The following is a 26,433-nucleotide window of genomic DNA, read 5'->3' as shown; positions in this document are numbered from 1 at the left end:
GACTACTCCGCCGCTTTCGCCATGGGGTTGTTGGGGTGTGTCGTCCAATTGGCATATTCAGGATCAACGACCTTGCCTGTGCGCGGATCAACCGCTCCGGCGGCCATCGGCTCCATGGAAATACACCCCTCTACAGGGCACACATCCACGCAAAGATTGCAGGCCACACATTCCTCGTCGATAACCTCGAACACCCGATCCGCCGACATCGAAATCGCCTGATGGCTGGTGTCTTCACAGGCTGCAAAACAGCGACCGCATTTGATGCACTGATCCTGATCGATCTTCGCTTTGGCGATGTAGTTGAGGTTCAGATATTGCCAATCCGTCACATTGGGCACTGCGCGTCCGATCACTTCGTCGATATTGGCATAGCCTTTCTCATCCATCCATTCCGACAGGCCGGCCGTCAATTCATCGATGATTTTGAACCCATAGGTCATCGCTGCAGTGCAGACCTGAACATTGCCGCAACCCAGCGAGATAAACTCTGCTGCATCGCGCCAAGTGGTGACGCCACCGATGCCTGAGATCGGCAGCCCATGCGTGGCTTCGGCCCGCGCAATCTCGGACACCATCGACAACGCGATTGGTTTCACCGCCGGTCCGCAGTAGCCACCATGGCTGCCTTTACCGTCAATCGAGGGTTCGGGGCTGAAGGTGTCCAGATTGACGCTGGTGATCGAGTTGATCGTATTAATCAGCGACACCGCATCCGCGCCCCCATTCTTCGCTGCCGCCGCAGGTTTGCGGATATCCGTAATGTTCGGCGTTAGCTTCACGATAACTGGGCGGTCGTAATACTGTTTGCACCAACGGGTCACCATTTCGATGTATTCCGGCACCTGCCCGACGGCAGACCCCATACCCCGTTCACTCATCCCGTGCGGACAGCCAAAATTCAGCTCGATCCCGTCCGCACCGGTTTCAGCAACACGCGGCAGAATGGCCTTCCAAGCAGCCTCCTCACAGGGCACCATGATCGAGGCGATCAGGGCGCGATCTGGATAATCCGCCTTTACGCGGGCCATTTCCTCAAGGTTCACCTCAAGCGGCCGATCTGTGATCAGTTCGATGTTGTTGAGTCCCAACAACCGGCGGTCCGCGCCATAAATCGCGCCATAGCGTGGGCCGTTCACATTCACGACCGGAGGCCCCTCGGCCCCCAAGGTCTTCCACACTACGCCGCCCCATCCGGCCTCGAAGGCGCGGCGAACATTGTACTCCTTATCCGTCGGTGGCGCGGAGGCCAGCCAATACGGGTTCGGGCTTGATATTCCAAGAAAATTTGATGTTAAATCAGCCATTTATCCGGCCTCCCTGATGCAGCTCTGCATCTTTGTCTTTGAGTTTCACGCGCTCAGTGCAGCGTGGATATCCATCGCGGCATCGCGACCTTCGGCTACGGCGGTCACGGTCAGGTCTTCGCCACCTGCCGCACAGTCTCCGCCAGCCCACACACCGGTCATTGAAGTGCGTCCCGCCCCGGTCACGGCAATCTTATTGCCATCCAGCGTTAGGCCTTCCGGCGCACCGTCAAGCGTCTGACCGATGGCCTTAAGAACCTGATCGGCCGGCACACGGACAGTTTCACCCGTTCCGGTCAGTTGACCATCATGGCTCGCAGTATACTCCAATTCGATCTCTGCTGCGGCACCATTTCCGTGAATGGCCACCGGCTGAACATTGCAGAGAATCCGAACACCATGCGACGCCGCCAAATCCTGTTCGTACCGGCTGGCACCCATCGCGTCGCGACCTCGGCGATAGGCGATGGTGACGTGCTCAGCGCCTAGCAGTTTCGATTTCACTGCCGCATCTACGGCAGTCATACCACCGCCAATCACAACGACATTGCGACCCACAGGTAGATCAACCAGATCGCTGGCCTGTCGCACATCCGAGATAAAGTCGACCGCCGGGCGCACCCCGTCTTTATCGACCCCATCAGCCCGCAGTGCGTTCACGCCCGCAAGTCCTATTGACAGGAAAACAGCGTCATAGTTCTCCTGCAACCCTTCCAGAGAAATCGTCTCTCCCAGAATCGAACCGGTCTCGATCGCGATCCCGCCTATTTTAAGCAGCCAATCGACCTCGGCCTGTGCAAAATCATTGGTAGATTTATACGCCGCAATCCCGTATTCGTTCAGACCGCCTGGCTTGGGCTTGCCTTCGTGGATCACCACATCGTGCCCCAGCATCGCCAGACGATGCGCACAGGCCAGACCGGCGGGCCCTGCCCCAACTACGGCAATTGTCTTGCCGGTTGCTGTGGCGCGCTCGAACGGATGCGCACCCGAGGCCATCACATCATCGGTTGCATAACGCTGCAGGCGTCCGATCTCGACCGGCTTGCCTTCGGCCGTCTCACGCACGCAAGCCTCTTCACACAAAGTTTCGGTCGGACAAACCCGGGCACACATGCCGCCCAGAATGTTCTGCTCCAGAATGGTCTGCCCTGCCGCTTGCGGCTGCCCGGCCTGAATCTGGCGAATGAACAACGGAATATCGATATCCGTAGGACATGCCGTCACACATGGCGCGTCATAGCAGAAATAGCATCGATCGGCGGCCACGGCGGCCTCGTGCGGGGCCAGTGGCGGATGCAGATCGGTGAAATTCGAGGTCAGCTCATCGCTGGAAAGCCGCCCGGAGACGATCCCGGGTGCCATCTGGCCCTGTGCCATCACTCTACTCCCTGTAGATATGTTTGTTATGGACCCCAGCTTGCCACAATCTGATTTTTTATCAATTGGTAAAATTTGCCAAATGGTCAAAAAATGAAAAATCCGGGCGGAATCGCCCGGATTCAGTCAGAAATTGCCTATTTTGTTGGCAGCGGTGGCTCAGACCATCCCGCCCAGGTGGCCGGATTTGATCCAAACACGGGCTCCGCCCTCTCCTGCTACAGCAGCAAAGCATGATCCAGGCGGCAAGCGCAACCAGTCCCAAGTGCCAAATTCTTCGCCCGCCTCGGCAAAGCCACCTTCGATAACAAAGACCTCAAATCCCTTATCGGCGTCCAATTCAATATGTTCGCCCGCGCCCCAGGTTTGCACCTGGACATCCTCATGCACGTCCTTGAACAAATCGATATCTCCGCCCCCGTTGATCGAGCGCCGAACCTCAGTGCGGTCATCGGGGTCGATCTGATGCAGTTTGACCAGAATAGTCGCGCCTTCGCTGGCCGAAGGTGTATGGGAGGACGTCGGGGGATTGCGTACATAGCTGCCGACAGGGAAATCTCCGGTTTCATCCTGGAACACCCCGTCCAGCACCAGATATTCCTCACCCCCGTCATGAGTATGCGACGAAAACGCGCTGCCGGGGGCAAAGCGCACGATGGTTGTGGCACGCGCCACTTCCTCGCCAATGCGGTCCAGCATCTTGCGTTCGACGCCAGCAGCCGGTGACGCGACCCATTCGGTCTGATCAAAGTGAACGGCGACCCGCTGTGTGAAATCTGCATTGACCCGCATATGCAATCCTCCTGCGTTGCTGTCACATTAGATGGTAGCACGAGCCGGATTTGCAAACCGGTCATGTTTGGGGTTTTGACGCCCTTCACAGCTTGTTGTACTTCCGATTGAGGCAGCGGCCGAATACCGGCCCGATCAGAAAGCGCAACACGATGCAGGCAAGCCCGGCGACATTCAACATCCTCATCATCGGGCAAAACAACCGGCTGCAATACGAGGCTCTTTTGTTCGCCGCCTCGCTGCGCCACAGCTCACCAGGGTTCAAAGGTCGGCTGTTCGTCGGGGTGCCACAGCCCGGCCCTCTTTGGCCTCAGAACCCCAGCATTCAGGATGCCGAAGTTCTTGAAGCCCTGCAGCATCTGGGTGCCGAGATTCTGCCTTTTGAATCTCATGCTTTTGGCTCGAGCTATCCCAATGGCAACAAGATCGAAGCTTTGCTGGCGATGCCAGAGGGCGAGCCCTTTGCCTTTTTCGACTCCGACACTCTGATCACCGGCGAAATTTCCGACGTCCCGTTCGATTTCGAACAGCCCGGCGCCTCACTTCGGGTCGAGGGAACATGGCCCAAACCCACGCTCTACGGCCCAGGATATGAGGGTATCTGGCGCGCACTGTATGACCGGTTCGGGCTAGATTTCGAAAGCTCTCTCGATCCCAGCCAGCCCGAGGGCTATTGGCGGCGCTACCTGTATTTTAACGCCGGTTATTTCTTCTACAAATGCCCCCGCCAATTTGGTGAGCGGTTTATGGGCTATGCCCGCACCATTCGCGACGAGGAAATCCCCGAACTGACCGGGCAAGTTCTGAACCCGTGGCTAGATCAGATCGCCTTGCCGCTGGTCATCCACTCCTTCGGTGGCGGACGGGATGCCCTGCCCGAGGGCCTGCTGGATGGGTCGGTCAGCTGCCACTATCGCCTGTTCCCGATGCTCTACGCCCGCGAAAGCGATCATGTGGTCGAGATATTGGAAACCGTCGTGGCCCCGAACAAGATCAAAAAAGTGCTCAAAGGCTATGATCCACTGAAGAAGCTGGTGATCCAACGCAAAGGTGCGAAGATCCGGGCCTTGTTTGATCGCGACAACTTGCCCGCGCGTGAACAGGTCATTCGAAAGAACATCAAGTCTAAGGGACTGTGGCTACGGTGACGCAGGCATTGTGCGCTGCGGGGCAATATCCTAGAGATTCAGCAACAATAGTTCCAACAGGAGATTTCAAAGATGTCTGACGGCCCGACCTACGGTTTTGACACACTGCAAATTCACGCCGGGGCCCGCCCTGACCCTGCCACCGGGGCGCGCCAGACGCCGATTTACCAGACCACTGCCTATGTGTTCCGCGATGCCGATCACGCCGCCGCGCTGTTCAATCTGCAGGAAGTGGGCTTCATCTATTCGCGCCTAACCAACCCCACTGTCGCAGTGTTGCAGGAACGTGTCGCCACGCTGGAGGGCGGTGTTGGCGCGGTTTGCTGTTCTTCGGGCCACGCAGCGCAGATCATGGCTCTGTTCCCGCTGATGGGTCCGGGCTGCAACGTTATTGCATCGACCCGTCTGTACGGCGGCACGGTCACCCAATTCAGCCAGACGATCAAACGCTTTGGATGGTCGGCCAAGTTCGTCGACACCGACGATCTGGACGCCGTCAAGGACGCGATCGATGAGAACACTCGCGCGGTATTCTGCGAATCCATCGCCAATCCAGGCGGCTATGTAACCGATATTCGCGCACTGGCTGATGTGGCCGATGCCGCAGGTGTTCCGCTGATCGTCGATAACACCTCGGCCACACCCTATCTCTGCCGTCCGATCGAACATGGCGCAACGCTGGTCGTGCATTCGACCACCAAGTACCTGACCGGAAACGGCACCGTGACCGGCGGCTGCATCGTGGATTCGGGCAAGTTCGACTGGTCGGCAAATGACAAGTTTCCTTCGCTCAGCGAACCCGAACCCGCCTATCACGGCCTGAAATTCCACGAGACCTTCGGTCCGCTCGCCTTTACTTTCCACGGCATCGCGATCGGTCTGCGCGATCTGGGCATGACGATGAACCCACAGGCGGCGCATTACACGCTGATGGGGATAGAAACGCTATCGCTACGGATGGAACGCCATGTCGAAAACGCGCAGAAAATAGCAGCGTGGCTCGAGGCAGACGACCGTGTGGATTACGTGACATATGCTGGCCTGCCATCCTCGCCTTATAGCGACAGGGTAAAAAAGCACTACCCGCGCGGCGCGGGCGCCCTGTTCACGTTTGCGGTCAAGGGCGGCTATGACGCCTGCGTAAAGCTGGTGAACGCGCTTGAGATCTTCAGCCACGTGGCCAACCTTGGCGACGCACGGTCGCTGATCATCCACTCGGCCTCGACCACACACCGTCAGTTGACGCCCGAGCAGCAGGAAGCTGCAGGCGCAGGCCCTGGAGTGGTGCGCGTGTCCATCGGGATCGAGGATGCAGACGATCTGATCGCTGATCTCGATCAGGCTCTGTCCAAAGCCAGCGCCTGATCCGATGACCGGGCACAACACAAATGAACTGGGTCAACCCATCGGTTTTTCGGTCACGGGCGAGTTCCCTCGCCCCACGCCACCTTACACACCGATGCAGGGCCGGTTCTGTTCCGTTGTGCCATTGGATGTAAACAGGCACGCGCCCGGCTTGTACCGGGCGTTTGCCAATGACATGGACGGCCACAATTGGACTTATCTGCCCTACGGCCCGTTCGACTCTGAGGCGGATTTCACCGCATGGGCGCAGTCAAACTGCATGGATGCGGACCCGATGTTCCATACGGTGCTCGACGCGGATGAGGTGCCCGTGGGGATGGCCTCATACCTTCGGGTCGAACCAGCAGCAGGTTCAATTGAAGTGGGTCACATCCATTTCTCTCCCTTGCTCCAGCGCAAACCGCAATCAACCGAAGTGATGTATCTGATGATGTGCCGGGTGTTCGATGAGCTTGGTTATCGCCGCTACGAATGGAAATGTGATGCGCTGAACGCGCCATCAAAGCGCGCGGCCGAGCGTTTGGGTTTCACATTCGAGGGCGTCTTCCGGCAGGCGACGCATTACAAAGGGCGCAACCGGGATACGGCGTGGTTTTCGATAATCGACAGCGAATGGCCGCGCATTCGGGCGGCCTTCGAGAACTGGCTTGCGCCGGGGAATTTCGATGCATCGGGCCAGCAGCGCCAACCGCTGCAAGCCCGCGCTGAATCCTAGCTTACTCCGCGATTTCGAACTCCATCGCGATATTGACCGACACGGAAATCTCTCCGCCTGCGACCGGCACGCCACCGGCGTCCGACATCGCCATCTCGCGCATCTGAGCCATCGGGCGAACACCTCCGCCGTGGTCGTTGATCGATAGGACGGGACCCAGGGTAACTCCGGACGCCTGCGCCAGTTGCTGCGCCTTCTCGGTCGCATCTGCCACAGCTTTGGCCCGTGCTTCAGCCTCAAGCGGTTTAGGCTCTTGCACGCCAAAGCTCAGACCGCCGAAATCATTGGCACCATCCTTGATGACCGCATCCATGATCTGGCCCAGATTATCCAGATCCCGTACGCGAACCGAAACGCGGTTGGACGCGGTGAACCCAGTGATCTTGGGTGGCTCATTGCTGGAATTGCTGCGCCCCGACCAGACCGGTGAAAGCGACAGATCGCGCGTCTGAACATCGCGCGCCTCCAATCCCATTTCGTCCAGTCGTTTGAGGATCTGCGTCACCGCATCCGAGGTCGCCTGCATCGCTACCGATGCCTGCGCATCCTGATTGGTCACGCCCAGCGTTATCGTTGCCATATCGGGTGCAACCAGAGCCGTACCGGTCCCGCTGACCGAGATGCGACGTTCTTCCGCATGGGCGGGCAGAGTCGCGGTGGCAGCGGCCATGGCGGCCAAAAAAGCAAGTGTCTTCAAGATGATCCCTCCTTGATGCTTGCCCTCAAGATGGGTGGTCAGGCCCGTACACGGCAAGGGGGAAACGTGCCTTTTTCTTTCCCTCGGCGAGTTCCTGCTCTAATCTCGGCGGGCAGACATCTAAGCGTTTGCATAAAAGCCGACAATTATGGTTCATCGCGATTATGAAACCCGCCTTTGCGCTGTCATTTTCTGAAAACGGCATTTCCTTGCATCATCAGTCGGATGGAGACTGGTACTGCATTGGAACCGTTCCGTTAGATGCGTCGGATTTCGCGGACCAGATGCAGGCCCTTCGGGATCAGGGATTCGCGCTGGAAAATGACCTGAGTTGCAAGCTTGTGATTCCATCCGATCAGGTGCGCCGCTTGGTTGTCGACACCGATGGTTTGGACACCGATGCAGCGGCGAAAAAGGTCAAGGATACGTTGGCCGCAGCCACGCCCTATGAGCTATCAGAGCTGGCTTATGTCGCGGGCGACGTGGGGATTGAGACCCCGGTTGCCGCTGTGGCCCAGCAAACGCTGGACGAAGCCAGCGCATTTGCCACCGATCATGGCTTTATCCCCGAGGCATTCTGGGTCAGCGCAACCGGCAACGATACTTTGGACGCGCCATTTCTGGAACTGCCGATCATTGTGGATGAGGACGCTGTGATTGCGGCCCCCAAACCCGTTGATACGCCGGACATACCGGTTCACGCCATCGCTGAAGATGCAGCCCCCCCTGCATTTGAGCCTGCTACCAAAGCACTGCCCTCGTCTGCCAAGACAGGAACGGATCTGAAACGCTTTGCAATTCCTGCGATCGCAGCGTCGGTTGTGGTTGGAATGTTGCTGGGTGTCTGGTCTTACAACAGCTCTGACCCCGAAATTGTCGAAGTGGCCGAGCCGTTAGAGCCCGAGCTGCAGCCAGAGCCAGAAATTGTGACGGCAGAACCGCAGGCACAACCCGAACCTCAGGAAACCGAGATCGCAAGCCTCCCACAAGAACCTGAAGTGGCAGAGGAAGAACCGGTGCTCACCCCCACGGACGAGGCCATTCTCGAGGCACTGAAGATTGAACCGGAGCCGGTCGAAGACATCGCTGATCTGCCAGAGAGCAGAACCGAGTTTCGTGAGTTTACCGGCACCGCCCCTGTTGAACCTTCAGATCTGGAGCCAGCGCCTGTGGCTGGCGTGGATAATCAATATCTCACATCGGTCGATCGCTCGGACCTGTCGACCGATTCCGTCGCACTACCCGAACTTGCCAGCCTGGACACAGATGCGTCTTTTGAGTCGATCTCTTTGCCAGGCCAAGCGGGGCAGCGGTTCAACCTGGATGAACGCGGACTTGTGACGCCAAGTGCCGAAGGCACGTTGAACCCGGCCGGTGTGATGGTTTATCTGGGTCGTCCCGCATCCGTGCCCCCCGAACCCCCAACCAGGTTCGAAACAGAACCCGTTGTCATAGAAGAGGTCGATGAGAGACTCGCGGCGTTTCGCCCGCGGCCACGCCCGGAAAATCTGGTGGATCAATTCGAACGCCAGCAACTTGGCGGTCGATCCCGGCAAGAACTGGCCTCGGTCCGGCCCAAGCTGCGGCCCGAGTCTCTGCAAACCCCTCCGCAGGTCGATGAAACCCCGACTGCGCTGGCTGTTGTACGGGTACCCCGTCCAAAAATCAGGCCTGCCAGCATCACGGCGCGCGCGACACGGCAACCTAGTTCTGGGAGTGCAGCGCTAGCCTCGACCGCAAATGTGGCCAGTAATGCCGATGAAGTTGGTTCGTTCCAGCCCAGAACGGTCAATCCCAAAATTCCGTCTTCCGCGTCAGTTGCGAGACAAGCAACCATCGACAACGCGATTAACCTGCGCAAGTTGAACCTAATCGGCGTGTACGGCACCCCGGCAAACCGCCGTGCTTTGGTCCGCCTGCCCAGCGGACGCTACAAAAAGCTGAAGGTGGGCGATCGCATCGACGGAGGTAATGTCATCGCCATCGGCGACAGCGAGTTGCGCTATCAGAAGCGCGGCAAGAACATCACGCTCAAGATGCCGCGCGGGTAAAGAAAATGCGCCATGTCGGTCAGACACGGCGCTCGGTTGATTTCATTGATTCATGTTTAGGCTGCCGAGATTTCACCCGACTCGATCTGCTCGCGTTCGATCGATTCAAACAGGGCTTTGAAATTGCCCTCACCAAACCCGTCATCCCCTTTACGCTGAATGAACTCAAAGAAGATCGGGCCAATGACTGTTTTCGAAAAGATCTGCAGCAGAATCTTGGTCTCACCGCCATCAACTACACCTTCGCCGTCGATCAGAATGCCGTGCTTCATCATCCGATGCTTGGGCTCATCATGGCCGGACACACGGTCGTAAGACATGTCATAATAGGCCTCGTTCGGACCGGGCATGAACTTCAGACCCTTCTCGGCAATGGCATCGGTCGAGGCGTAGATATCGTCGCTGCCCACCGCGATATGCTGGATGCCTTCGCCATTGTACTTCTTCAGGTAGGAGACGATCTGTCCGGTCTCTCCACGATCTTCATTGATCGGAATGCGGATGCGACCACAAGGTGAAGTCAACGCGCGACTGTAAAGCCCGGTGAACTTACCTTGAATGTCGAAAAAGCGGATTTCACGGAAGTTGAACAGGTCGCCATAGAATTTGAACCACTTGTCCATGTTGCCCTTGAACACGTTGTGGGTCAGGTGATCTAGATAGTAGAACCCATCGCCGCGCGGTTTTGACTGCTCCAGCCATTCAAATTCCTCGTTGTAGGGCGAGGTGTCATAATACTGATCGATGAAGTAGATCAGCGAACCACCAATGCCCTTGATCGCCGGAACATTCATGGTCTTGTCTGCGCCATCATAGGGCTCAGCCCCTTTGGCGATCGCGTGCTCATAAGCCTTCTGAGCATCAACAACGCGCCAGCCCATGGCAGGGGCGCAGGGGCCGTGCTCGGCCACGAATTTGGCTGCAAAACTATCAGGATCCGCGTTCAGGATGTAGGTTACATCACCCTGTTGCCAAAGCTCGACCTTGGGGGTGTTGCGGTGATAGCCGACATAGTCGAAGCCCATTCGCGCAAACAGGTCTCGCAGCTCTTGCGGCTCGGGGTGTGCGAATTCAACAAACTCAAACCCGTCGGTACCGGCTGGGTTTTCTTCGCTGATGACAGATTTCGGGGCGTTATGCGGGAAAGGACCCATGGCGCGTCTCCTCGGAAAACAGGAAGTTCTTTGCTGATTCAAAAATACGCCTTAATGAGTGCTGTTTCTGCGCATTGTTTTCGTATAAACTAAGTTTAGATGCGTACTTTCCGCATATTGATTGCAAATCTTGAGGAAACGCCGCACGTGCTGGATCGGATTGATATCGGAATACTCGCAGCTTTGCAGCGCGACGCGCATCTGACGTCGCAGCAATTGGGTGATGTGCTGAATCTATCCGCCAGTCAGGCGGGCCGTCGCCGACAGCGCCTTGAGGCCGAGGGTTACATCACTGGGTACACCGCACGACTGGACCCGCTGAGGCTGGGGCTACAGGTTCAGGGGTTCATTCAGGTGCATCTGGGCACTCATGGTCCCGAACAATCCGCAGGCTTCGCCCGCATGGTCAACACCCGCCCCGAGATCACCAGCGCCTGGACGATGACAGGTGAGGCAGATTATCTGCTTCACGTCTATTGTGACGACTTATCCGCACTCAATACCTTGCTTCACGAAGTGATCCTGCCGCATCCTGCAGTTGCACGGGTGCAAAGCCAGATCGTAATGGACCAATTGAAACGCGACGCGCCGCTCCCAACCTGAGCGGATTTAAGAGGACAATAATGAACGAGTTCCTTTATCAGGCATCGATCTATCTGGCAGCTGCGGTGATCGCGGTGCCGCTTTCCGCCCGTCTGGGTCTGGGATCGGTGCTGGGTTATCTGGCCGCAGGCATCGCGATTGGACCAATTCTGGGGCTAGTTGGCGCAGAGACCGAAAGCCTACAGCATGTGGCCGAATTCGGCGTCGTGATGATGCTGTTCCTGATCGGGCTCGAGCTTGAGCCCCGTGCCTTGTGGGATATGCGGGACAAATTGTTAGGCTTGGGCGGGCTGCAGGTCGGCCTGTCGACCGCCGCAATCGCAGCTGTGGCGTTCTATGCGGGTCATCAGTGGTCGGTGGCGCTGGCGGTTGGATTAACCTTGTCACTTTCTTCCACGGCAATCGTGCTGCAGACCCTGTCCGAAAAGGGCCTGATGCAAACCAACGGAGGTCGAGCGACCTTCTCGGTCCTGCTGACGCAGGACATTGCCGTAATCCCGATCCTAGCTTTCCTGCCGCTGCTTGCCCTGCCCGCAAGCATCCACATCGAAGATGACGGCTCCATCAGCCGCGGCGTAGGCATAGCCAAAGACGCGGATTATCACGCCAAACTCTCGCTGGTCGAAGGTCTGCCCGGCTGGGCCGTTACGCTTGTCACCATTGGCGCCGTCGCGTTTGTCGTATTGGCCGGCATCTACCTGACCCGCCCACTGTTCCGTTTCATCCACGCCACCCACCTGCGCGAAATGTATACGGCACTGGCGCTAATGATCGTGGTCGGCATCTCGTTCCTGATGACCCTTGTGGGCCTGTCGCCCGCTCTTGGCGCGTTTCTGGCCGGAGTGGTTCTGGCCAGTTCGGAGTTCCGACACGAAATGGAAAGCGACCTTGAGCCGTTCAAGGGGCTGTTGCTGGGCCTGTTCTTCATCACCGTGGGCGCTGGGATCGATATCGGGTATTTCTTCGCCGACCCGTTTGACCTGATCGGTTTGGCCTTACTGGTCATACTGGCCAAGGGGATCATCCTGTTCATCGTCGGGCGCGCCTTCAAGCTGCGCGGGCGCGATCACTGGCTGTTCACGCTGGGTTTGGCCCAGGCCGGCGAATTCGGCTTTGTCTTACTGGCGTTTTCTACGCAGCAGAACGTGATTCCGCCGGGCTTGTCGCAAAAACTGTTGATGATCATTGCGCTGACCATGTTGATCACACCGCTTCTGTTTATCGTCTACGACGTACTTTCGCGCTTTCTCGGCGAGAGCAATCCGCAGGTTGAACCCGATCAGATCGACGAAAAAGGCCCTGTCATCATCGCCGGGATCGGTCGCTTTGGGCAGATCGTCAACCGGCTGGTACAGGCAAGTGGGTTTAAAACAGTTGTTCTGGACCACGATATCGAAACGATCCAGCTGATGCGACGGTTCGGTGTCAAAGGCTTCCTTGGCGACCCCACTCGCCCCGAATTGCTGCGTGCTGCTGGAATCGAAAAGGCAGCGGTCCTTGTCGCGGCCATGGATGACTACAAACAGGTCACCCGTCTCGTCGGATATGCCCGCCGCCAGCGGCCCGATCTGCACATCATCGCCCGCGCCCGCGACCGCAACCATGTCTATGAACTGTATCAGGCCGGGGCCAACGACATTGTCCGCGAGATGTTCGACGGATCGCTACGCGCGGGCCGCTATGTTTTGGAGAATATCGGCCTCAGTGAATACGAGGCCGCACAGGCCGAGCAGACCTTCTATCACCACGACCGGGGATCGGTGCGCGAGCTTGCAGAACTGTGGATCCCCGGCATGCCGACAGCCGAAAACAAGAAATACATCGAGCGTGCGCGGCAACTGGAAAAAGATCTGGAAACCGCGCTGCTGGAACTGGCCGAGGAACACGCCAAGAAGTCGGCTTAACCGTCCGACACACCCGCTTCAGCGAATGTCGCCATGCCGGAATGGCAAGCAACCGCGCTTTTCAGAATGTTGATCGCCAACGCCCCGCCCGAGCCCTCGCCCAAGCGCAAACCTAGGCTCAGCAACGGCTCTTTGCCCAGCTTGTCCAGCATCGCGGCATGTGCGCCCTCGGCGCTTTGGTGGCCCGCGATGGTGTGATCAAGCGCTGTTTCCGAAATCTGCGCCAGACAGGCTGCGGCTGCGGTACAGATGAATCCATCCAGAATGACCGGTATCCGCAATACGCGCGCGGCGGCTATCGCGCCAGCCATAGCCGCAATCTCGCGTCCGCCGAGGCACCTTAGAATATGCAGCCCATCGCCCTGACCATGCAGAGCGACGCCTTCCGCAACAACCCGGGTTTTGTTCGCCAGTCCGACATCATCCACACCGGTCCCGCGCCCGGTCCAGTCGGCGGCATCCCCGCCAAATAGCGCGCAAGCGATGGCGGCAGCCGGCGTGGTATTTCCGATCCCCATCTCTCCAACAACCAGCAGATCGGCCTGCGGATCAACCGCCTGCCATCCTGTGCGCAGTGCGCTTAGAAATTCCTCTTCGCTCATCGCGGGGGTTTGGGTAAAATCTGCGGTCGGACGGTCCAGCTCCAGCGCGTGCACGTCCATCTTCGCGCCCGCAGCCTTTGCCAACTGGTTGATCGCCGCGCCGCCATGTTCGAAATTCATGACCATCTGCACCGTCACTTCGGGCGGGAACGCCGAGACACCTTGAGCAGTTACGCCATGGTTGCCCGCAAACACGATGACCTGCGGCGCATCGATCTGAGGCCGCGCATCCCCGCGCCAACCTGCATACCAGATCGCCAGATCCTCAAGCCGCCCCAACGCGCCGGGCGGTTTGGTTAGTTGACCGTTGCGCTCTTCCGCGCCCTGCTTGGCAGCGGTGTCCGGACCGGGTGCGCCGGTCAGCGCATTTCGGAAACTGTTCAGGTCATTGAGTTCGGGCAGCATGGAAAGCCTCGTTGCATCAGAGTGGTTGTGTGTGTTTAACCAATGCTGGCAAAGCAACAAGACCCGGAAAGGCCTGGGAGTGACCAAAAACGACACCGCCCCGTTTTCCCTGTGGGATATCCCGCTGGCTCTGGTCCTTTTGACGCGCCTGCCCCTACCGCGCCTGCCCGATCAAGCGTTCACCCGCCAGTCGCGTGCGGCTTGGGCCTATCCCCTTGCCGGGCTTGTTGTGGGGGCGCTGGCTTGCGGAGTCGCCTGGATTGCAATCTGGGCGCAGCTGCCAACCCTTGCCACCGCCGCCCTGCTGGTCGCCGCGTTGATCATCGCAACCGGAGCGATGCACGAAGACGGGCTAGCCGATACAGTCGATGGGCTTTGGGGCGGCTTTACAGCCGAACGTCGGTTGGAGATCATGAAAGACAGCCATATCGGCACCTACGGCGTGCTGGCCTTGCTGCTGGCCCAACTGCTCCGAATTGCGGCTGTCATGGCGCTGATCGGTGCAGGTCTGTTGACGGGCGTGTTGGCCGCCTGCCTGTTCTCACGCGCCATGCTGCCCGCGCTGACGCGCCTGCTGCCCAATGCCCGCAAATCGGGGCTGAGCCATTCTGTTGGTGCGCCCCCTGTGTCAGCGGTTCTGGCTGGCATCGGGTTGGCCGTCGTACTGTCGTTAGTGCTGCTGGGCGGATCAGCTATTCCGCCGGTGCTCTGCGCCCTGCTTGCAGCGGCTTTTGTCGCTCGCATCGCCAAGACCAAGATCGGTGGCCAAACCGGTGATATTCTGGGGGCCACGCAGCAGACCTCGGAAATCACCTTCCTCCTGGCGCTGACAGCCTCAATCTAAGACGCCCCACCGGTTTCAATGCGCAGCGTCGCGCCACAGTGTTTGCAATGCACAGCATCCGGATCGTGCCGGAACAGGCCGCAGCTTGGGCATTTGTAGCGCACTTTCTGCGGCATGAAGATCGCCTGCGCCAGACGGACAAACAACGCCACGCCAACAACCATGATGAAAACGGAAAACAGCTTTCCCGCTGGTGTGCCCAGCGTGATATCTCCGAACCCCGTTGTCGTCAGGGTCGCCATAGTGAAATAAAGCGCGTCGATATAGGGGGTCTGCGCATCTTCGGGGACGAAAAAGACCAGTACTGCAGTCGAGGTTGCAAAAACAAAGACCATCAGGTTGATCGCTGCAATCACCGCGTCCTCGTGGGTTCGAAAGAAAGGACTATCTCGGCGTAAATCCCGCAGCAGATGATAGGAATGGATCAGCCGCAACGCGCGCAGTATCCGCAGGAACGCAAGATTGCCGGTCAGGAACGGGTCAAGCAGCAGCGACACGATCACAACGATGTCTGCCATCGTGTAAATCTGGCGCAACAGTTTCCAGCGGTCTTTGGAAATCCACATCCGCGCGCAGAAATCCATTAGGATGATCAGCCCGACACCCAGACTTGCCGCCGTCAGCCCAGGCCCGTGCGGGATGTTCGCCGTGGAGACAAAAAAGATGATCGAGGCGATATCGAACAGGATTAGCCCATAGCGAAACCAGACCGAGATCGGCTCGTGGCTGATGTAGAGAAACTTGACAGTTTGCTTCATCATGTCCCCGTATCTTCCTGCAGTTACAGAAAAATACCCGACACACACCACAAGACCAAGCGCCTAGTCACGAAAAAGGGCCGCCCCGGATATCGGGACGACCCTTAAATTGGCTTGAACGCGATCAGGCTGCGCGTGAGGTCAGAACCTCATCGACCTGTTTGGCAGCCGAAATCTCATCGGCGCCAGAAACTGCGGCCACTTCGCGTGTCAGACGTTCCAGCGCGGCTTCGTACAGCTGACGCTCGGAATAACTCTGCTCGCGCTGGTCGTCGGTGCGGTGCAGGTCGCGGACCACTTCGGCGATCGAGATCAAGTCGCCCGAGTTGATCTTTTGCTCGTATTCCTGCGCCCGGCGCGACCACATGGCACGCTTGACCTTGGCTTTGCCCTTCAGCGTCTTCATTGCCTGGCTGATCACATCCGGTGAGCTGAGCGACCGAAGCCCCGATTCAGTGACCTTGTTAGTCGGCACGCGCAGGGTCATTTTGTCTTTTTCAAAAGAAATCACGAACAGCTCAAGCGAGAAGCCTGCAACTTCCTGCTCTTCGATTGATACGATCTGACCTACGCCATGAGCCGGGTAGACGACATAATCGTTCGGGCGGAACTCAAGCTTTTTCGATTTCGACATTCATATTCATCCTTCATTTCTGATCGGGACATGAGACGACAAAAGCACCACAGCCGAGGCCCTGTATGGCCCCGTCAGGCGGCTTATTTGTCATAAATTCAGAACTCCAAAGCGAGCATACTTACGGAGCACATCCCAATCACAGTCATCATTCGGTCCTAAGTATATCACAAATTTGCGACACTCAAAAGACCGCGCCAAGGTAAATGGGAAATTCCCTTTCTACCTCAACTAATTAATGCACAGATTGATGCCAAATGAACGGTAACCGGCTGCCGAATCGGTCAACCGCCCTCGCCGGGGGCTTCCGAGAAATATTTCTCCATCTTGCCTTCTTCGCCGTCGCGTTCCTCGGCCTCGGGTAAGGGGTCTTTTTTGGTCACGATCACCGGCCACATTTCCGAGTATTTCCGGTTGAATTCGACCCATTGCTCCATCCCCGGCTCGGTGTCGGGGCGGATGGCGTCGGCGGGGCATTCGGGCTCGCAGACACCGCAGTCAATGCATTCGTCGGGGTGAATGACCAATGTGTTTTCACCTTCGTAGAAACAATCCACCGGACAAACCTCGACACAGTCGGTGTATTTGCAGCCAATGCAGTTTTCGGTGACAACGTAGGTCATGTTGGATTTCCCGTTTGCGCTTTGGCGACTAGCTAATCCAGTCTGACCGCCGCTTCAAGGTCAGATCACCCCTTTGGGATGCGAGAAAGATCAAGCGCGCGTCTTTCTTTCTTGGTTGGACGACCTTTTCCCTCAAACGCAGGATTCTTGGGCGATACGTCCTGCTTTTCGGTCATATCCAAGTACAAAGCTTGCGCCTCGGGCGCCGGGCCGCGACGCACGCCAAGCGCTTCGATACGTACAACCCGAACAATACGCCCCTGCGGAAAGGTCAGGACATCTCCGGGTGCCACGGCTTGCGCCGGTTTCAGCACCCGATTTCCGTTCAGACGCACATGGCCGCCGCTGACCTGTTTGGCGGCCAGGCTACGGGTCTTGAAGAACCGCGCCTGCCACAACCATTTGTCGATCCGCAGCTTGGCCTCGGCCATCGCGGATCAGTTGCCGTCCTTCAGACCCATCAACGCTGCCGCAAATGGGTTATCGGGATCGATTGCCTTTTCCTTTTTGGGTGGCCGTGACGAGAAGGTCTTGGCGCCCTGAGGCTTGCCCCCCTTCTTGCTATGCGGCTTGCCCTGAGGTTTACCACGCGGCTTGCCCTTGCCCTGCCCCTGCTCGCGACGCGGACCACGGTTTTGCTGACGTTGGCGCCCCCAAGTGAAGGTGTAGAACACCTCAATTTCGGGCTCATCCGATTTGGACTCTGCTGATTTCTCAGTGGCCGTAGCCTCTGCTGCCGCCTCGGTGCTTTCGGAGGCTTCGGCTGCCGTCTCGGCGGTTATACCGACGTCATCCGCTTCGGCATTTGCGGTCGGTGTCTCATCGACGACGGGTTGTTCCTCAGCTTCCGCCACAGGCTGCTCCGTGGGGACCGGTTTGGCCTTCTCACGTTCGCCGCGTTCGGCCTTGTAACCCAGTCCCTGCATCAGGTCTGCAAACTGTTCCAAGGTCATGCCGGTAATCGACAACATGTCGGGTTTGGCTTCGAACCCACCGCGGCTATCCTCGGACCGCAGCATGTCGGCCAGCCGTTCCAGCATATCGATCCGGATTGAGCGTTCGCCCGCATCGCGGTAGCCGCACATGGTGTCATAGCCCTGCGGCGCGTCCTTGGCGACCGGAACGGTAACCAGACCCGGAGGTGGTGCTTCGGGGAACTCCTGCAAGCCACCGGACAATGCCCAAAGTACCAGACGCAGGCGCGTTGGCGCGGGTTTCAGCAGCAGCGGCATGAAGATGGTGAATTGACCGAACCGGATGCCATGTTTACGCAGTGCACCACGGGCATCCTGATCCAGATCCTTGACCTCTTGCGCGACCTGCGCGCGCGGCAGAACGCCCAGCGCCTCGACCATGCGGAAGGCAAAACCTTTGGCCAGACCGCTCAGCTCCTCATCCCGCGACAGGTTCAGCAGCGGCTCGAACAGGGCTGCCACTTTGCGGTCGATGAAATGCTGCAGGCGGCGCTGAACCTTCTGTTCCACGTCCGGCCCGGCGGCCTCATCGACAAAAACCTCGACTACAGGCTTGAGAGGCTCGGCACCGGCAACAAGTTTGCCCACGGCATACTCGCCCCACATCAGGCCACCCTGATCGGTGAAATCAATTTCGGTATCGGGCGCATTGTAGAAGCGATCGGCACGCAGATGGAATTGCGGCGCGAGTGCTTGCAGAGAGGCTGACTTCAAGGCTTTCGCTTCAGTCCCCTGCGCGCTTTTGTCCGGGGTAAACCGGAACCCTTCCAGACGACCGACGAATTCGCCTTCGACGGTCACTTCACCCTTGTCATTTACTTCGGCCAAAAGGGCCTCCTTCTGTTTGAGCCGGCGCAGCAACACTGACGTGCGCCGGTCCACAAATCGCTGAGTCAAACGGTCGTGAAGAGCGTCCGACAGCCTGTCTTCTACAGTGCGCGTTTCCTCGCGCCAATGGGATTCGTCACGCACCCAACCGTTTCGTTGCGCAACATATGTCCAAGTGCGAATATATGCCAACCTTTTGGACAATGCATCAATGTCGCCATGGGTTTGGTCGATACGGCGGATTTGCCGCGCCATGAAATCATCGGGGATACTTCCGCGCTCATGCAGATGGCCATAGATCACCTCAAGCAGGCTGGCATGTTCGGCATGGCTGATGCCGCGAAAATCGGGGATTCTGCACACATCCCATAGCAAACGGATCGACGGTCCATCGCTGGCACGGGCAACAACTTCGGTGACTTGGGACAGAGATTTCAGGACGTTCAGATCGTCAGCTGGCCGCGCTTTGATCAGGTGCTCATTGTCTGGGCTGACCTCAAGCGAGTCGATTAGTGCGTCGATTGAGCCGAACCGCAAAGCGGCATTCCGCCAATTCAACTTTTTCATAGGCGTGAACCGGCTGTCCATAATGGCTTGGGCTACGCCCTCATCCAGCGGCGGAGCCTCGCCCGTCACACCAAACGTGCCATCCGACATTCCGCGCCCGGCCCGTCCTGCGATCTGGGCCAACTCGTTGGGGGCAAGAGGCCGCATTCGGCGGCCATCAAACTTGGTCAGAGATGAGAACGCCACATGGTTCACATCCAGGTTCAACCCCATACCGATGGCATCCGTAGCCACCAGATAATCAACCTCACCGTTTTGATAGAGGTCAACCTGCGCATTCCGCGTGCGAGGGCTGAGCGCCCCCATGACGACCGCCGCCCCGCCCTTTTGGCGACGAAGCAGCTCGGCGATGGCATAGACATTGTCGACCGAGAATCCGACGATCGCACTGCGCGCAGGCATTCGGCTGATCTTTTTCGAACCGGAATAGACCAGCTGAGACATCCGTTCACGCCGGATGAACTGCGCTTCGGGCACAAGGGCCGCGATGGGGCCGCGCATGGTGTCAGAGCCGAGAAACAGCGTTTCATTGGTGCCGCGCGACCGCAACAGGCGGTCAGTAAAGACATGGCCGCGCTCGGGATCCGCGCAAAGCTGAATTTCGTCAATCGCCACAAAATCAGTGCCCATGCCTTCTGGCATCGCCTCAACTGTACAGACCCAGTATTGGGTGCGCGGCGGTACGATCCGTTCCTCGCCTGTCACCAGCGCCACAACAGACGGACCGCGAATAGCGACAATCTTGTCATAGACTTCGCGCGCGAGCAGCCGCAGCGGCAGACCGATGACACCGGTCCGGTACCCCAGCATACGTTCAATCGCGTAGTGAGTTTTACCTGTGTTCGTCGGGCCAAGTACGGCCACTACCCGGGATGACCCGCTCACCTTTGCCCCCTGCGCCCTGAGACTTACAGCGCCTTGCCTTCAACCTGAGGCTTCAGCCGATTCACGGCATTGGTTACTTCTTCATGATGGGGATGTATAGCCAGCGCACGTGAATAGGCCTCAAGTGCTTGTTCTGGCTTGCCCACGATCTCAAAGATGAGGCCAAGGCCGTAGATAGCGTCGTAGTTGTTCGGATTCAGCGTCAATGCCTGTTCAAGATCCGCCGCAGCCATGCCAAACCTGTCAATGCCGAAGAAAACCGAAGCGCGCACATGCCAACCCTCGGCAAATTCGGGTGCGTGATCGGTAAGCGCCGTCAAATGATCAAGCGCGGCCTCGACATCCCCGTCATCCAGCGCTTCGCGTCCGCGTTCCAACAGCAAATCCGCCGAAGCCGAACCTGATTGTGACCACAGCGCCTGCAATTGCCGATCCAATCCGATGGCCTGTTCGGGCGTCGATTGTGCCAGTTGCTGCAACAGTGATGCCTCGTCCCGCGAATCCGCCTGCTGCGCGATGCAACTGGTGGAAAACGTGACTATGACGGCAAGTGCCGCGACGGTACGTTTGAGATTGGTGATTGCAATACCCATAACAATGGTCAGTGTAGCGTAGCGACCGGGGATGTCCATTCACGGCGCATGAACAATATGAGGAAGACCATGAGCGATATTCTGGAAAAAGCCGCGGCGGCATTGAATGAGAAACTGTCGGGCGGCGATTTCGATGCGTCAGCCAAATTTGCCATTGCCGATCTGGGTTCTATCATTCTGGATGCAAGCGGTGCGCGGGTAAGCGACGAAGATGCTGATGTGACCCTCAGCGCCGATGCGGACACCTTTGAACAGATTCTCAGCGGTGACCTGAACCCAACCGGTGCGTTTATGTCCGGCAAGCTGAGCGTTGACGGAGACATGGGTATTGCCATGAAACTCGCCTCGGTGCTGGCCTGATGGAGTTTTCGCCGGCCCCCTTATTCGAAGACGTGGCCGGCGGCCCTGCCGATGGTGCGGCGCATTGGCTGATCACCGAAGATGGCAAACGTATCCGCGTGGCACATTGGCTGCCCGGAGGCGATACGCACGGCACGGTGATGCTGTTCCCCGGTCGCACGGAATACATCGAAAAATATGGTGATACCGCCAAGGAATTTGTGAACCGGGGCTTTGCAAGCTTCGCGGTCGATTGGCGCGGGCAAGGGCTTGCAGATCGCCTGCTGGATGATCCGCGGATCGGTCATATCGAACAATTCACCGATTACCAGCACGACGTTCGCTCAATACTGAAACTGGCCGAAAAACTGGAGTTGCCCAAGCCCTGGTACGTCATAGGCCATTCCATGGGCGGAGCTATAGGGCTTCGCGCCGTTCTGGAGGGGGCTGATTTTGCGGCCTGCGCCTTTACGGGCCCGATGTGGGGGATTTTCTTTACACCAATCATGAAGCCGCTCAGCCAGCTAACTGCCTATTGGGGGCCACGCTTGGGCTTGGGCGAGAAAACACCGCCCACCACCACGCTAGAGAGCTATGTGGCCTCACAGCCCTTCGAAGGAAACGTGCTGACACGCGATCCGGCGATGTACCGAATGATGCAGGATCAGTTGGCCGCACACCCTGAACTTGCTTTGGGCGCACCGTCTACCATCTGGCTGCGCGAGGCGCTGGATGAATGCACCTGGCTGATGGAACAGACCGCGCCCGAGATCCCTGCCCTGACCTTCTTGGGCAGCCACGAACAGATCGTGGACCGCAAGGCCATTCGGGCACGTATGGCCAACTGGCCTAGCGGTACTCTGGTCGAGATTCCCAACGGCGAACACGAAGTTCTGATGGAGGCGCCCGAGGTGCGCGGGCCGGTCTTTGATCAACTTGCTGCACATTTCGCGGCAGCCGCGGCGAAACCAAAACCCGAGCCCTGTCATTAAGGTTTGACCAGACAGCTTGCTTGTGATCCGGACGTGCCGCGCCTAAATGTTTGCCAACGCAGTTTTTTCGAGGTGTTCCATGCGCGACCTTCCCTTTCCCGTCCGTGATGCAAATGCAGGCGGCAGTGCCGATGATCTGGGCAATTTGCCGGAATGGGATCTGACGGACCTCTATGCCTCGGAAGATGCACCCGAACTGGCCCGCGATCTGGACTGGTTGGAGGGCGAATGTGCGTCCTTTGCCACTGATTATGAGGGTAAGCTGGCCGAATTGGACGCAGCTGGCCTACTGACCTGCGTGCTGCGCAACGAAAAGATCAACGCCATCGCCGGGCGGATCATGTCCTTTGCCGGATTGCGCTATTACCAACTGACCACCGACGCGGATCGCGCCAAGTTCCTGTCTGACATGCAGGAGAAGATCACCGTCTTCACCACGCCTCTGGTGTTCTTCACGCTGGAACTGAATCGCATCGACGATGACGCGCTGGCTGCGCATTTTGCCGCCAATTCTGATCTGGCGCGATACGAGCCCGTGTTCCGCCGTATCCGCGCGATGAAGCCTTATCAACTATCCGACGAGCTTGAGAAATTTCTGCACGATCTCGGCGTGGTCGGCGATGCATGGGAGCGCCTGTTCGACGAGACAATTGCGGGCCTGACCTTTACCGTTGATGGCGAAGAGTTGAATATCGAAGGTACGCTGAACCTTTTGACCGAGCAGGATCGTGCCAAACGTGAAGCTGCCGCGCGCGAACTGGCCAGCGTTTTCCAAAGCAATATCAAAACCTTCGCACGCGTGCACAATACGCAGGCCAAGGAAAAAGAAATCGTTGACCGCTGGCGCAACATGCCAACTGCTCAGACTGGTCGCCACCTGTCGAACGATGTCGAGCCCGAAGTGGTCGAAGCCCTGCGCGAGGCCGTTGTGGCCGCCTACCCCAAGCTGAGCCATCGTTACTACGAACTGAAACGTAAATGGCTTGGTCTGGACGTGATGCAAGTGTGGGACCGTAATGCTCCGTTGCCGATGGAGGACACCCGCATCGTCGATTGGTCAGAGGCCGAGAAGACGGTGATGGACGCCTATAACGCGTTTGATCCTCGGATGGGTGAGATCGCAGCTCCCTTCTTCTCGAAGGGTTGGATCGATGCGGCCGTGAAGCCCGGAAAAGCCCCCGGCGCATTTGCGCATCCCACCGTGACCGAAGTTCATCCCTACGTGATGCTCAACTATCTGGGCAAACCGCGCGATGTGATGACCTTGGCGCATGAATTGGGCCACGGCGTGCATCAGGTATTGGCCGCAGATCAGGGCGAGATGCTATCGTCCACACCGCTTACGCTTGCCGAAACCGCCAGCGTGTTCGGCGAAATGCTGACCTTCCGCAAAATGCTGGATCAGGCCGAGACTCCGGAACAGCGCAAGGTGCTGCTGGCCGGCAAAGTCGAGGATATGATCAACACGGTCGTTCGCCAGATCGCCTTCTACGACTTCGAATGCAAACTGCACGCCGCCCGTCGTGAGGGCGAGCTGACACCAGACGATATCAACGCCCTTTGGATGAGCGTTCAGGCTGAAAGCCTTGGCCCCGCATTCGAATTCATGGACGGGTACGAGACTTTCTGGGCCTATATCCCGCACTTCGTCCACTCGCCGTTCTACGTCTATGCCTATGCCTTCGGTGATGGCCTCGTGAACGCGCTGTATTCGGTTTACGAAAGCGGTGCGGACGGGTTCGAGGAAAAGTATTTCGAGATGCTGCGCGCCGGTGGCTCCAAGCACCATAAAGAGCTTCTGGCCCCGTTCGGACTGGACGCCAGCGACCCTGAGTTCTGGGACAAAGGCCTGTCGATGATCTCGGGATTTATTGACGAACTGGAAGCGATGGAAAGCTAAAGTTGAAAGGCAGCCTGTATGGCTGCCTCATTTCTCTTTGGCTGATTTCATCGTCGTCACGAAAATGGCCGTGACAATCAATACCGCGCCAACAATCGAAAGCGGTGTGATCGTTGCGCCCAGGAACAGTGCCGAGTTGACAAAGGTAAACACAACCGAGGCGGCGAATAGCAACGTCGCCGTCAATGTCGACACGCGGGCGGCGGCCTCGTACCAAAGATAATAGGCAAGCGCGGTGGGTAAAACGCCCAGAAGGATCAAGAAGATCACGTCGTTTGCGGTCGGCATCTGAATAGAAAAAGCCGCCAGTGGCACCAGCAAAACGCCCGAACACAAAAAGATGCCAAACAAGAAGTTCAACCTTTCGGCAGTGGTCTCCGATGACTGCATCGCGCGGCTGCTGGAAATCAGGAACACCGCCCAGCTAAGTCCCGCCCCGATTTCCATCAGATCGCCCAGCAGGGGTTCTCCCCCGCCTTGAAAATCCCGATAGACGGTTAGAAACACACCGAGGATCGCCAGCAGGGTTGCCAATACATCAGTCCGGCCAACGGTGGTATCCGCGAAGAAATACAGGAATATCAACACAAAGAACGGCGCGGTATTCTCAAGCACCATCGCATTCGCGGCACCTGTATGCTCCAGGCCAATATGGAACAAAATATAGTTCACCACCGTCGACAACACCGCCAGTCGGAAGTTCCAATCCCTGTACTGGATTGAAACCCGTGCGCCCATCACCCGCAACATGCAGTAAATCGCAAAAGCAGCAATGAACAGGCGCGACACGGCAATCTGTAACCCGCCGAGATCACTAGTCAAATATCGCACGATAACGCTGTGCGTGCCCCATAGAAACGCGGCTAGGAACCCAAGAACCAACCCGTTTTGTAGTACTGATCTCTGCGGCTGATCCTTCACCGGGTGCTCCTCGCGTTATTTCAACTGACTGTCTTTCGAACCCCGCCGATTGATCCCGCCGCGGGATTTGAAGCTGCTGTCACGCTCTTGCTGGCAATCCAGGCACAGCTTTACGCCGGGCAGAGCAAGGCGGCGTTTTTCGGGGATCGGTTCTTCGCATTCAGCACAATGTGTCAGGCTTTCGCCCACAGGTCGCTTTTGCGCCTGCATCCGCGCCAGTTCATCTGAAATCGACGCTTCGATCTGTTCACTCACCGCGCCATCGCGCGCCCAGCCGCCCGCCATTTAGCCCTCCTGATCCGGTCGGGACAGGATACGCGAGACACCACAGGGGTGGCAAGCTAGAGCGAAACGGCGGCGTCAAAGACCTGATCGATAACCTCTTGTGTGCCCCTCACGAATTCCAATGAACAGGGATATTCAACCCCTTCGCGAACCGATCGGCAGAACGCTTCGACCTGCAATTGATAGTGGTTGTCCGCAGGAAACCGGGGCACCAGAACTTCAAGGCCCGGTCGGTGCAGTTCAACTCGCGCCTCGCCGAACACACGGGCATTGAACGGAGCGGTTAGACGGATCATGCCACCTTCTCCGTGAAACACCATTTCCTGATGTGGATGCATGCGTGTAGAGACGTAGGCGGAATAGGTAAATTCGGGAAACTGCGCGCGTATCTCGGTGAAGACATCCACGTCATTTTCCCACCGGATCGCACCGCTGACCGAGACCGGCTCTTGCCCAGTCGCAAACCGAGCGCTGCCGATAACATACACCCCGATGTCACGCAGCCCGCCCCCACCGGTTTCCGCACGGTTGCGGATGTTGCCCGTGTCCGCCCGGTTGTCATAGCTGAACGCCCCGGTGACATGGACCAGCCGGCCGATCGCTCCGTCCGCGATCAGTTTACGGGTCAGATGCCACTGAGGGTGATGCACGATCATATATGCTTCGGCAGCCAGCAAACCCGTCTGGTCCCTCTTTGCGATCAGCGCGTCAAACTCATCGGCCCGCATGGTCATCGGCTTTTCGCACAGCACATGCTTGCCCGCATCCAGCGCCTTCAGGCTCCATTCGACATGAAGATGGTTGGGCAGCGGGATGTACACCGCCTCAATCTCAGGATCGGCTAGCAATGCCTCATAGCTGTTGTAGACATTCAAATCAGGGCAATATCTGGCAAAGGGCTCGGCCTTGGCCGGGTCCGAGGTCGCCAACCCCGCCAGCCGCGCGCCCTCTGCCGCATGGATGGCGGGCGCCATGTGTTGTCGTGCGAATCTGGCTGCACCCAGAACACCCCAATTGACCGGTTTATGCATTTGCGCCCCCTAAAAATTGATGTAACCCGCCCAGGGCGAGTTCTATGTAATTCAGTTCCTGGTCTGTCTATCAACCACCTGCCAATAAGTCAGTCCTATCTCTATCTATTTGAAAATCATACGCCTCAATAAATTT

The 26,433-nt window shown here is 57.9% G+C and carries 25 protein-coding genes; 10 read left to right on the top strand and 15 right to left on the bottom strand.

Annotated features, from left to right (window positions below):
• Positions 1-2: 2 nt before the first annotated feature.
• The 3 genes from preA to ACR0AY_RS00920 all read right to left on the bottom strand — a co-directional run bounded on the left by preA (position 3) and on the right by ACR0AY_RS00920 (position 3,479).
• Positions 3-1,307 (bottom strand): NAD-dependent dihydropyrimidine dehydrogenase subunit PreA, encoded by a 1,305-nt coding sequence (gene preA, locus ACR0AY_RS00930; protein WP_170393380.1) that lies wholly within the window; start codon positions 1,305-1,307, stop codon positions 3-5.
• Between the two features lie 45 nt (positions 1,308-1,352).
• Complete coding sequence (locus tag ACR0AY_RS00925) at positions 1,353-2,687, bottom strand: NAD(P)-dependent oxidoreductase (RefSeq protein WP_170510472.1); 1,335 nt, start codon at positions 2,685-2,687, stop codon at positions 1,353-1,355.
• Positions 2,688-2,846: 159 nt separating this feature from the next.
• Positions 2,847-3,479: a cupin domain-containing protein gene (locus ACR0AY_RS00920; RefSeq protein WP_480453625.1), complete on the bottom strand. Its 633-nt coding sequence runs from the start codon at positions 3,477-3,479 to the stop codon at positions 2,847-2,849.
• A 152-nt stretch (positions 3,480-3,631) separates the two neighbouring features.
• On the opposite strand from ACR0AY_RS00920, the gene ACR0AY_RS00915 reads away from it, so the two are divergent.
• From ACR0AY_RS00915 to ACR0AY_RS00905, 3 genes are all read left to right on the top strand, one after another.
• A complete protein-coding gene (locus tag ACR0AY_RS00915) occupies positions 3,632-4,627 on the top strand; it encodes a hypothetical protein (protein WP_170510478.1) in 996 nt (331 codons plus the stop codon).
• 72 nt (positions 4,628-4,699) lie between these two features.
• Positions 4,700-5,992, top strand: coding sequence for an O-acetylhomoserine aminocarboxypropyltransferase/cysteine synthase family protein (locus ACR0AY_RS00910; protein ID WP_170510481.1), 1,293 nt, complete (start codon positions 4,700-4,702; stop codon positions 5,990-5,992).
• 4 nt (positions 5,993-5,996) lie between these two features.
• Complete coding sequence (locus ACR0AY_RS00905) at positions 5,997-6,707, top strand: GNAT family N-acetyltransferase (RefSeq protein ID WP_170510484.1); 711 nt, start codon at positions 5,997-5,999, stop codon at positions 6,705-6,707.
• Position 6,708: 1 nt separating this feature from the next.
• Here the strand turns inward: ACR0AY_RS00905 and ACR0AY_RS00900 are convergent, their stop codons facing one another.
• Complete coding sequence (locus tag ACR0AY_RS00900) at positions 6,709-7,404, bottom strand: SIMPL domain-containing protein (RefSeq protein ID WP_170421149.1); 696 nt, start codon at positions 7,402-7,404, stop codon at positions 6,709-6,711.
• A 164-nt stretch (positions 7,405-7,568) separates the two neighbouring features.
• On the opposite strand from ACR0AY_RS00900, the gene ACR0AY_RS00895 reads away from it, so the two are divergent.
• The gene (locus ACR0AY_RS00895; RefSeq protein ID WP_170510487.1) at positions 7,569-9,455 is read left to right on the top strand and encodes a hypothetical protein; all 1,887 of its coding nucleotides are present in this window, start codon (positions 7,569-7,571) and stop codon (positions 9,453-9,455) included.
• A gap of 56 nt (positions 9,456-9,511) precedes the next feature.
• Here ACR0AY_RS00895 and hppD read toward each other — a convergent pair whose 3' ends face one another.
• The gene (hppD, locus tag ACR0AY_RS00890) at positions 9,512-10,609 is read right to left on the bottom strand and encodes a 4-hydroxyphenylpyruvate dioxygenase (RefSeq protein ID WP_170393394.1); all 1,098 of its coding nucleotides are present in this window, start codon (positions 10,607-10,609) and stop codon (positions 9,512-9,514) included.
• A 99-nt stretch (positions 10,610-10,708) separates the two neighbouring features.
• On the opposite strand from hppD, the gene ACR0AY_RS00885 reads away from it, so the two are divergent.
• Positions 10,709-11,212 carry an Lrp/AsnC family transcriptional regulator gene (locus tag ACR0AY_RS00885; RefSeq protein ID WP_370644441.1) on the top strand — a complete coding sequence of 168 codons (504 nt, stop codon included), beginning with the start codon at positions 10,709-10,711 and terminating at the stop codon, positions 11,210-11,212.
• 20 nt (positions 11,213-11,232) lie between these two features.
• Complete coding sequence (locus tag ACR0AY_RS00880) at positions 11,233-13,116, top strand: monovalent cation:proton antiporter-2 (CPA2) family protein (protein ID WP_170393396.1); 1,884 nt, start codon at positions 11,233-11,235, stop codon at positions 13,114-13,116.
• Here the strand turns inward: ACR0AY_RS00880 and cobT are convergent.
• Positions 13,113-14,123: a nicotinate-nucleotide--dimethylbenzimidazole phosphoribosyltransferase gene (cobT, locus tag ACR0AY_RS00875; RefSeq protein WP_170510490.1), complete on the bottom strand. Its 1,011-nt coding sequence runs from the start codon at positions 14,121-14,123 to the stop codon at positions 13,113-13,115. The genes ACR0AY_RS00880 and cobT overlap by 4 nt on opposite strands.
• A 79-nt stretch (positions 14,124-14,202) precedes the next feature.
• Between cobT and cobS the strand changes: the two genes are divergently transcribed.
• Positions 14,203-14,967 (top strand): adenosylcobinamide-GDP ribazoletransferase, encoded by a 765-nt coding sequence (cobS, locus tag ACR0AY_RS00870; protein WP_170510493.1) that lies wholly within the window; start codon positions 14,203-14,205, stop codon positions 14,965-14,967.
• Here cobS and ACR0AY_RS00865 read toward each other — a convergent pair.
• The 6 genes from ACR0AY_RS00865 to ACR0AY_RS00840 all read right to left on the bottom strand — a co-directional run bounded on the left by ACR0AY_RS00865 (position 14,964) and on the right by ACR0AY_RS00840 (position 20,868).
• On the bottom strand, positions 14,964-15,725 hold the full coding sequence (locus ACR0AY_RS00865; RefSeq protein ID WP_170596119.1) for an ion channel: 762 nt from the start codon (positions 15,723-15,725) through the stop codon (positions 14,964-14,966). The genes cobS and ACR0AY_RS00865 overlap by 4 nt on opposite strands.
• A gap of 124 nt (positions 15,726-15,849) precedes the next feature.
• A complete protein-coding gene (locus ACR0AY_RS00860) occupies positions 15,850-16,359 on the bottom strand; it encodes a CarD family transcriptional regulator (RefSeq protein ID WP_010439402.1) in 510 nt (169 codons plus the stop codon).
• A 284-nt stretch (positions 16,360-16,643) separates the two neighbouring features.
• Positions 16,644-16,982, bottom strand: a complete 339-nt coding sequence (gene fdxA, locus ACR0AY_RS00855) for a ferredoxin FdxA (protein ID WP_010439399.1) — start codon at positions 16,980-16,982, stop codon at positions 16,644-16,646.
• A gap of 65 nt (positions 16,983-17,047) precedes the next feature.
• A complete protein-coding gene (locus tag ACR0AY_RS00850) occupies positions 17,048-17,413 on the bottom strand; it encodes an RNA-binding S4 domain-containing protein (RefSeq protein ID WP_170510497.1) in 366 nt (121 codons plus the stop codon).
• Positions 17,414-17,419: 6 nt separating this feature from the next.
• Positions 17,420-20,236, bottom strand: a complete 2,817-nt coding sequence (locus ACR0AY_RS00845; protein WP_480453622.1) for a helicase-related protein — start codon at positions 20,234-20,236, stop codon at positions 17,420-17,422.
• Between the two features lie 23 nt (positions 20,237-20,259).
• The gene (locus tag ACR0AY_RS00840) at positions 20,260-20,868 is read right to left on the bottom strand and encodes a tetratricopeptide repeat protein (RefSeq protein WP_170405089.1); all 609 of its coding nucleotides are present in this window, start codon (positions 20,866-20,868) and stop codon (positions 20,260-20,262) included.
• A gap of 30 nt (positions 20,869-20,898) precedes the next feature.
• Here ACR0AY_RS00840 and ACR0AY_RS00835 point away from each other — a divergent pair, with 30 nt between their 5' ends.
• The 3 genes from ACR0AY_RS00835 (at position 20,899) to ACR0AY_RS00825 (ending at position 24,060) form a co-directional block, all read left to right on the top strand.
• Positions 20,899-21,189 (top strand): SCP2 sterol-binding domain-containing protein, encoded by a 291-nt coding sequence (locus ACR0AY_RS00835; protein ID WP_170393409.1) that lies wholly within the window; start codon positions 20,899-20,901, stop codon positions 21,187-21,189.
• Positions 21,189-22,160: an alpha/beta hydrolase gene (locus ACR0AY_RS00830; RefSeq protein WP_170510503.1), complete on the top strand. Its 972-nt coding sequence runs from the start codon at positions 21,189-21,191 to the stop codon at positions 22,158-22,160. The genes ACR0AY_RS00835 and ACR0AY_RS00830 overlap by 1 nt, the downstream gene beginning before the upstream one ends.
• A 79-nt stretch (positions 22,161-22,239) precedes the next feature.
• The gene (locus ACR0AY_RS00825) at positions 22,240-24,060 is read left to right on the top strand and encodes a M3 family oligoendopeptidase (protein WP_170510506.1); all 1,821 of its coding nucleotides are present in this window, start codon (positions 22,240-22,242) and stop codon (positions 24,058-24,060) included.
• Positions 24,061-24,087: 27 nt separating this feature from the next.
• Here ACR0AY_RS00825 and ACR0AY_RS00820 read toward each other — a convergent pair whose 3' ends face one another.
• The 3 genes from ACR0AY_RS00820 to ACR0AY_RS00810 are packed head-to-tail and all read right to left on the bottom strand — an operon-like array spanning position 24,088 to position 26,297.
• A complete protein-coding gene (locus ACR0AY_RS00820; protein WP_170393415.1) occupies positions 24,088-24,981 on the bottom strand; it encodes a DMT family transporter in 894 nt (297 codons plus the stop codon).
• Positions 24,982-24,996: 15 nt separating this feature from the next.
• Positions 24,997-25,266: a DksA/TraR family C4-type zinc finger protein gene (locus ACR0AY_RS00815; protein WP_170393417.1), complete on the bottom strand. Its 270-nt coding sequence runs from the start codon at positions 25,264-25,266 to the stop codon at positions 24,997-24,999.
• Positions 25,267-25,322: 56 nt separating this feature from the next.
• Positions 25,323-26,297 carry a Gfo/Idh/MocA family protein gene (locus ACR0AY_RS00810; protein ID WP_170510509.1) on the bottom strand — a complete coding sequence of 325 codons (975 nt, stop codon included), beginning with the start codon at positions 26,295-26,297 and terminating at the stop codon, positions 25,323-25,325.
• Between the last annotated feature and the right edge of the window lie 136 nt (positions 26,298-26,433).

The sequence above is a fragment of the Ruegeria sp. A5 genome, assembly GCF_056543005.1.
Note: the sequence above shows the minus strand (reverse complement) of the source record. Positions and strands in the feature narration are given on the sequence as shown.

Excerpts from the sequence above, each read along its gene's own strand:
- preA (WP_170393380.1), bottom strand. The coding sequence starts at position 1,307 with ATGGCTGATTTAACATCAAATTTTCTTGGAATATCAAGCCCGAACCCG.
- ACR0AY_RS00925 (WP_170510472.1), bottom strand. The coding sequence starts at position 2,687 with ATGGCACAGGGCCAGATGGCACCCGGGATCGTCTCCGGGCGGCTTTCC.
- ACR0AY_RS00920 (WP_480453625.1), bottom strand. The coding sequence starts at position 3,479 with ATGCGGGTCAATGCAGATTTCACACAGCGGGTCGCCGTTCACTTTGAT.
- ACR0AY_RS00915 (WP_170510478.1), top strand. The coding sequence starts at position 3,632 with ATGCAGGCAAGCCCGGCGACATTCAACATCCTCATCATCGGGCAAAAC.
- ACR0AY_RS00910 (WP_170510481.1), top strand. The coding sequence starts at position 4,700 with ATGTCTGACGGCCCGACCTACGGTTTTGACACACTGCAAATTCACGCC.
- ACR0AY_RS00905 (WP_170510484.1), top strand. The coding sequence starts at position 5,997 with ATGACCGGGCACAACACAAATGAACTGGGTCAACCCATCGGTTTTTCG.
- ACR0AY_RS00895 (WP_170510487.1), top strand. The coding sequence starts at position 7,569 with ATGAAACCCGCCTTTGCGCTGTCATTTTCTGAAAACGGCATTTCCTTG.
- hppD (WP_170393394.1), bottom strand. The coding sequence starts at position 10,609 with ATGGGTCCTTTCCCGCATAACGCCCCGAAATCTGTCATCAGCGAAGAA.
- ACR0AY_RS00885 (WP_370644441.1), top strand. The coding sequence starts at position 10,709 with ATGCGTACTTTCCGCATATTGATTGCAAATCTTGAGGAAACGCCGCAC.
- ACR0AY_RS00880 (WP_170393396.1), top strand. The coding sequence starts at position 11,233 with ATGAACGAGTTCCTTTATCAGGCATCGATCTATCTGGCAGCTGCGGTG.
- cobT (WP_170510490.1), bottom strand. The coding sequence starts at position 14,123 with ATGCTGCCCGAACTCAATGACCTGAACAGTTTCCGAAATGCGCTGACC.
- ACR0AY_RS00865 (WP_170596119.1), bottom strand. The coding sequence starts at position 15,725 with ATGAAGCAAACTGTCAAGTTTCTCTACATCAGCCACGAGCCGATCTCG.
- ACR0AY_RS00860 (WP_010439402.1), bottom strand. The coding sequence starts at position 16,359 with ATGTCGAAATCGAAAAAGCTTGAGTTCCGCCCGAACGATTATGTCGTC.
- fdxA (WP_010439399.1), bottom strand. The coding sequence starts at position 16,982 with ATGACCTACGTTGTCACCGAAAACTGCATTGGCTGCAAATACACCGAC.
- ACR0AY_RS00850 (WP_170510497.1), bottom strand. The coding sequence starts at position 17,413 with ATGGCCGAGGCCAAGCTGCGGATCGACAAATGGTTGTGGCAGGCGCGG.
- ACR0AY_RS00840 (WP_170405089.1), bottom strand. The coding sequence starts at position 20,868 with ATGGACATCCCCGGTCGCTACGCTACACTGACCATTGTTATGGGTATT.
- ACR0AY_RS00835 (WP_170393409.1), top strand. The coding sequence starts at position 20,899 with ATGAGCGATATTCTGGAAAAAGCCGCGGCGGCATTGAATGAGAAACTG.
- ACR0AY_RS00830 (WP_170510503.1), top strand. The coding sequence starts at position 21,189 with ATGGAGTTTTCGCCGGCCCCCTTATTCGAAGACGTGGCCGGCGGCCCT.
- ACR0AY_RS00825 (WP_170510506.1), top strand. The coding sequence starts at position 22,240 with ATGCGCGACCTTCCCTTTCCCGTCCGTGATGCAAATGCAGGCGGCAGT.
- ACR0AY_RS00815 (WP_170393417.1), bottom strand. The coding sequence starts at position 25,266 with ATGGCGGGCGGCTGGGCGCGCGATGGCGCGGTGAGTGAACAGATCGAA.
- ACR0AY_RS00810 (WP_170510509.1), bottom strand. The coding sequence starts at position 26,297 with ATGCATAAACCGGTCAATTGGGGTGTTCTGGGTGCAGCCAGATTCGCA.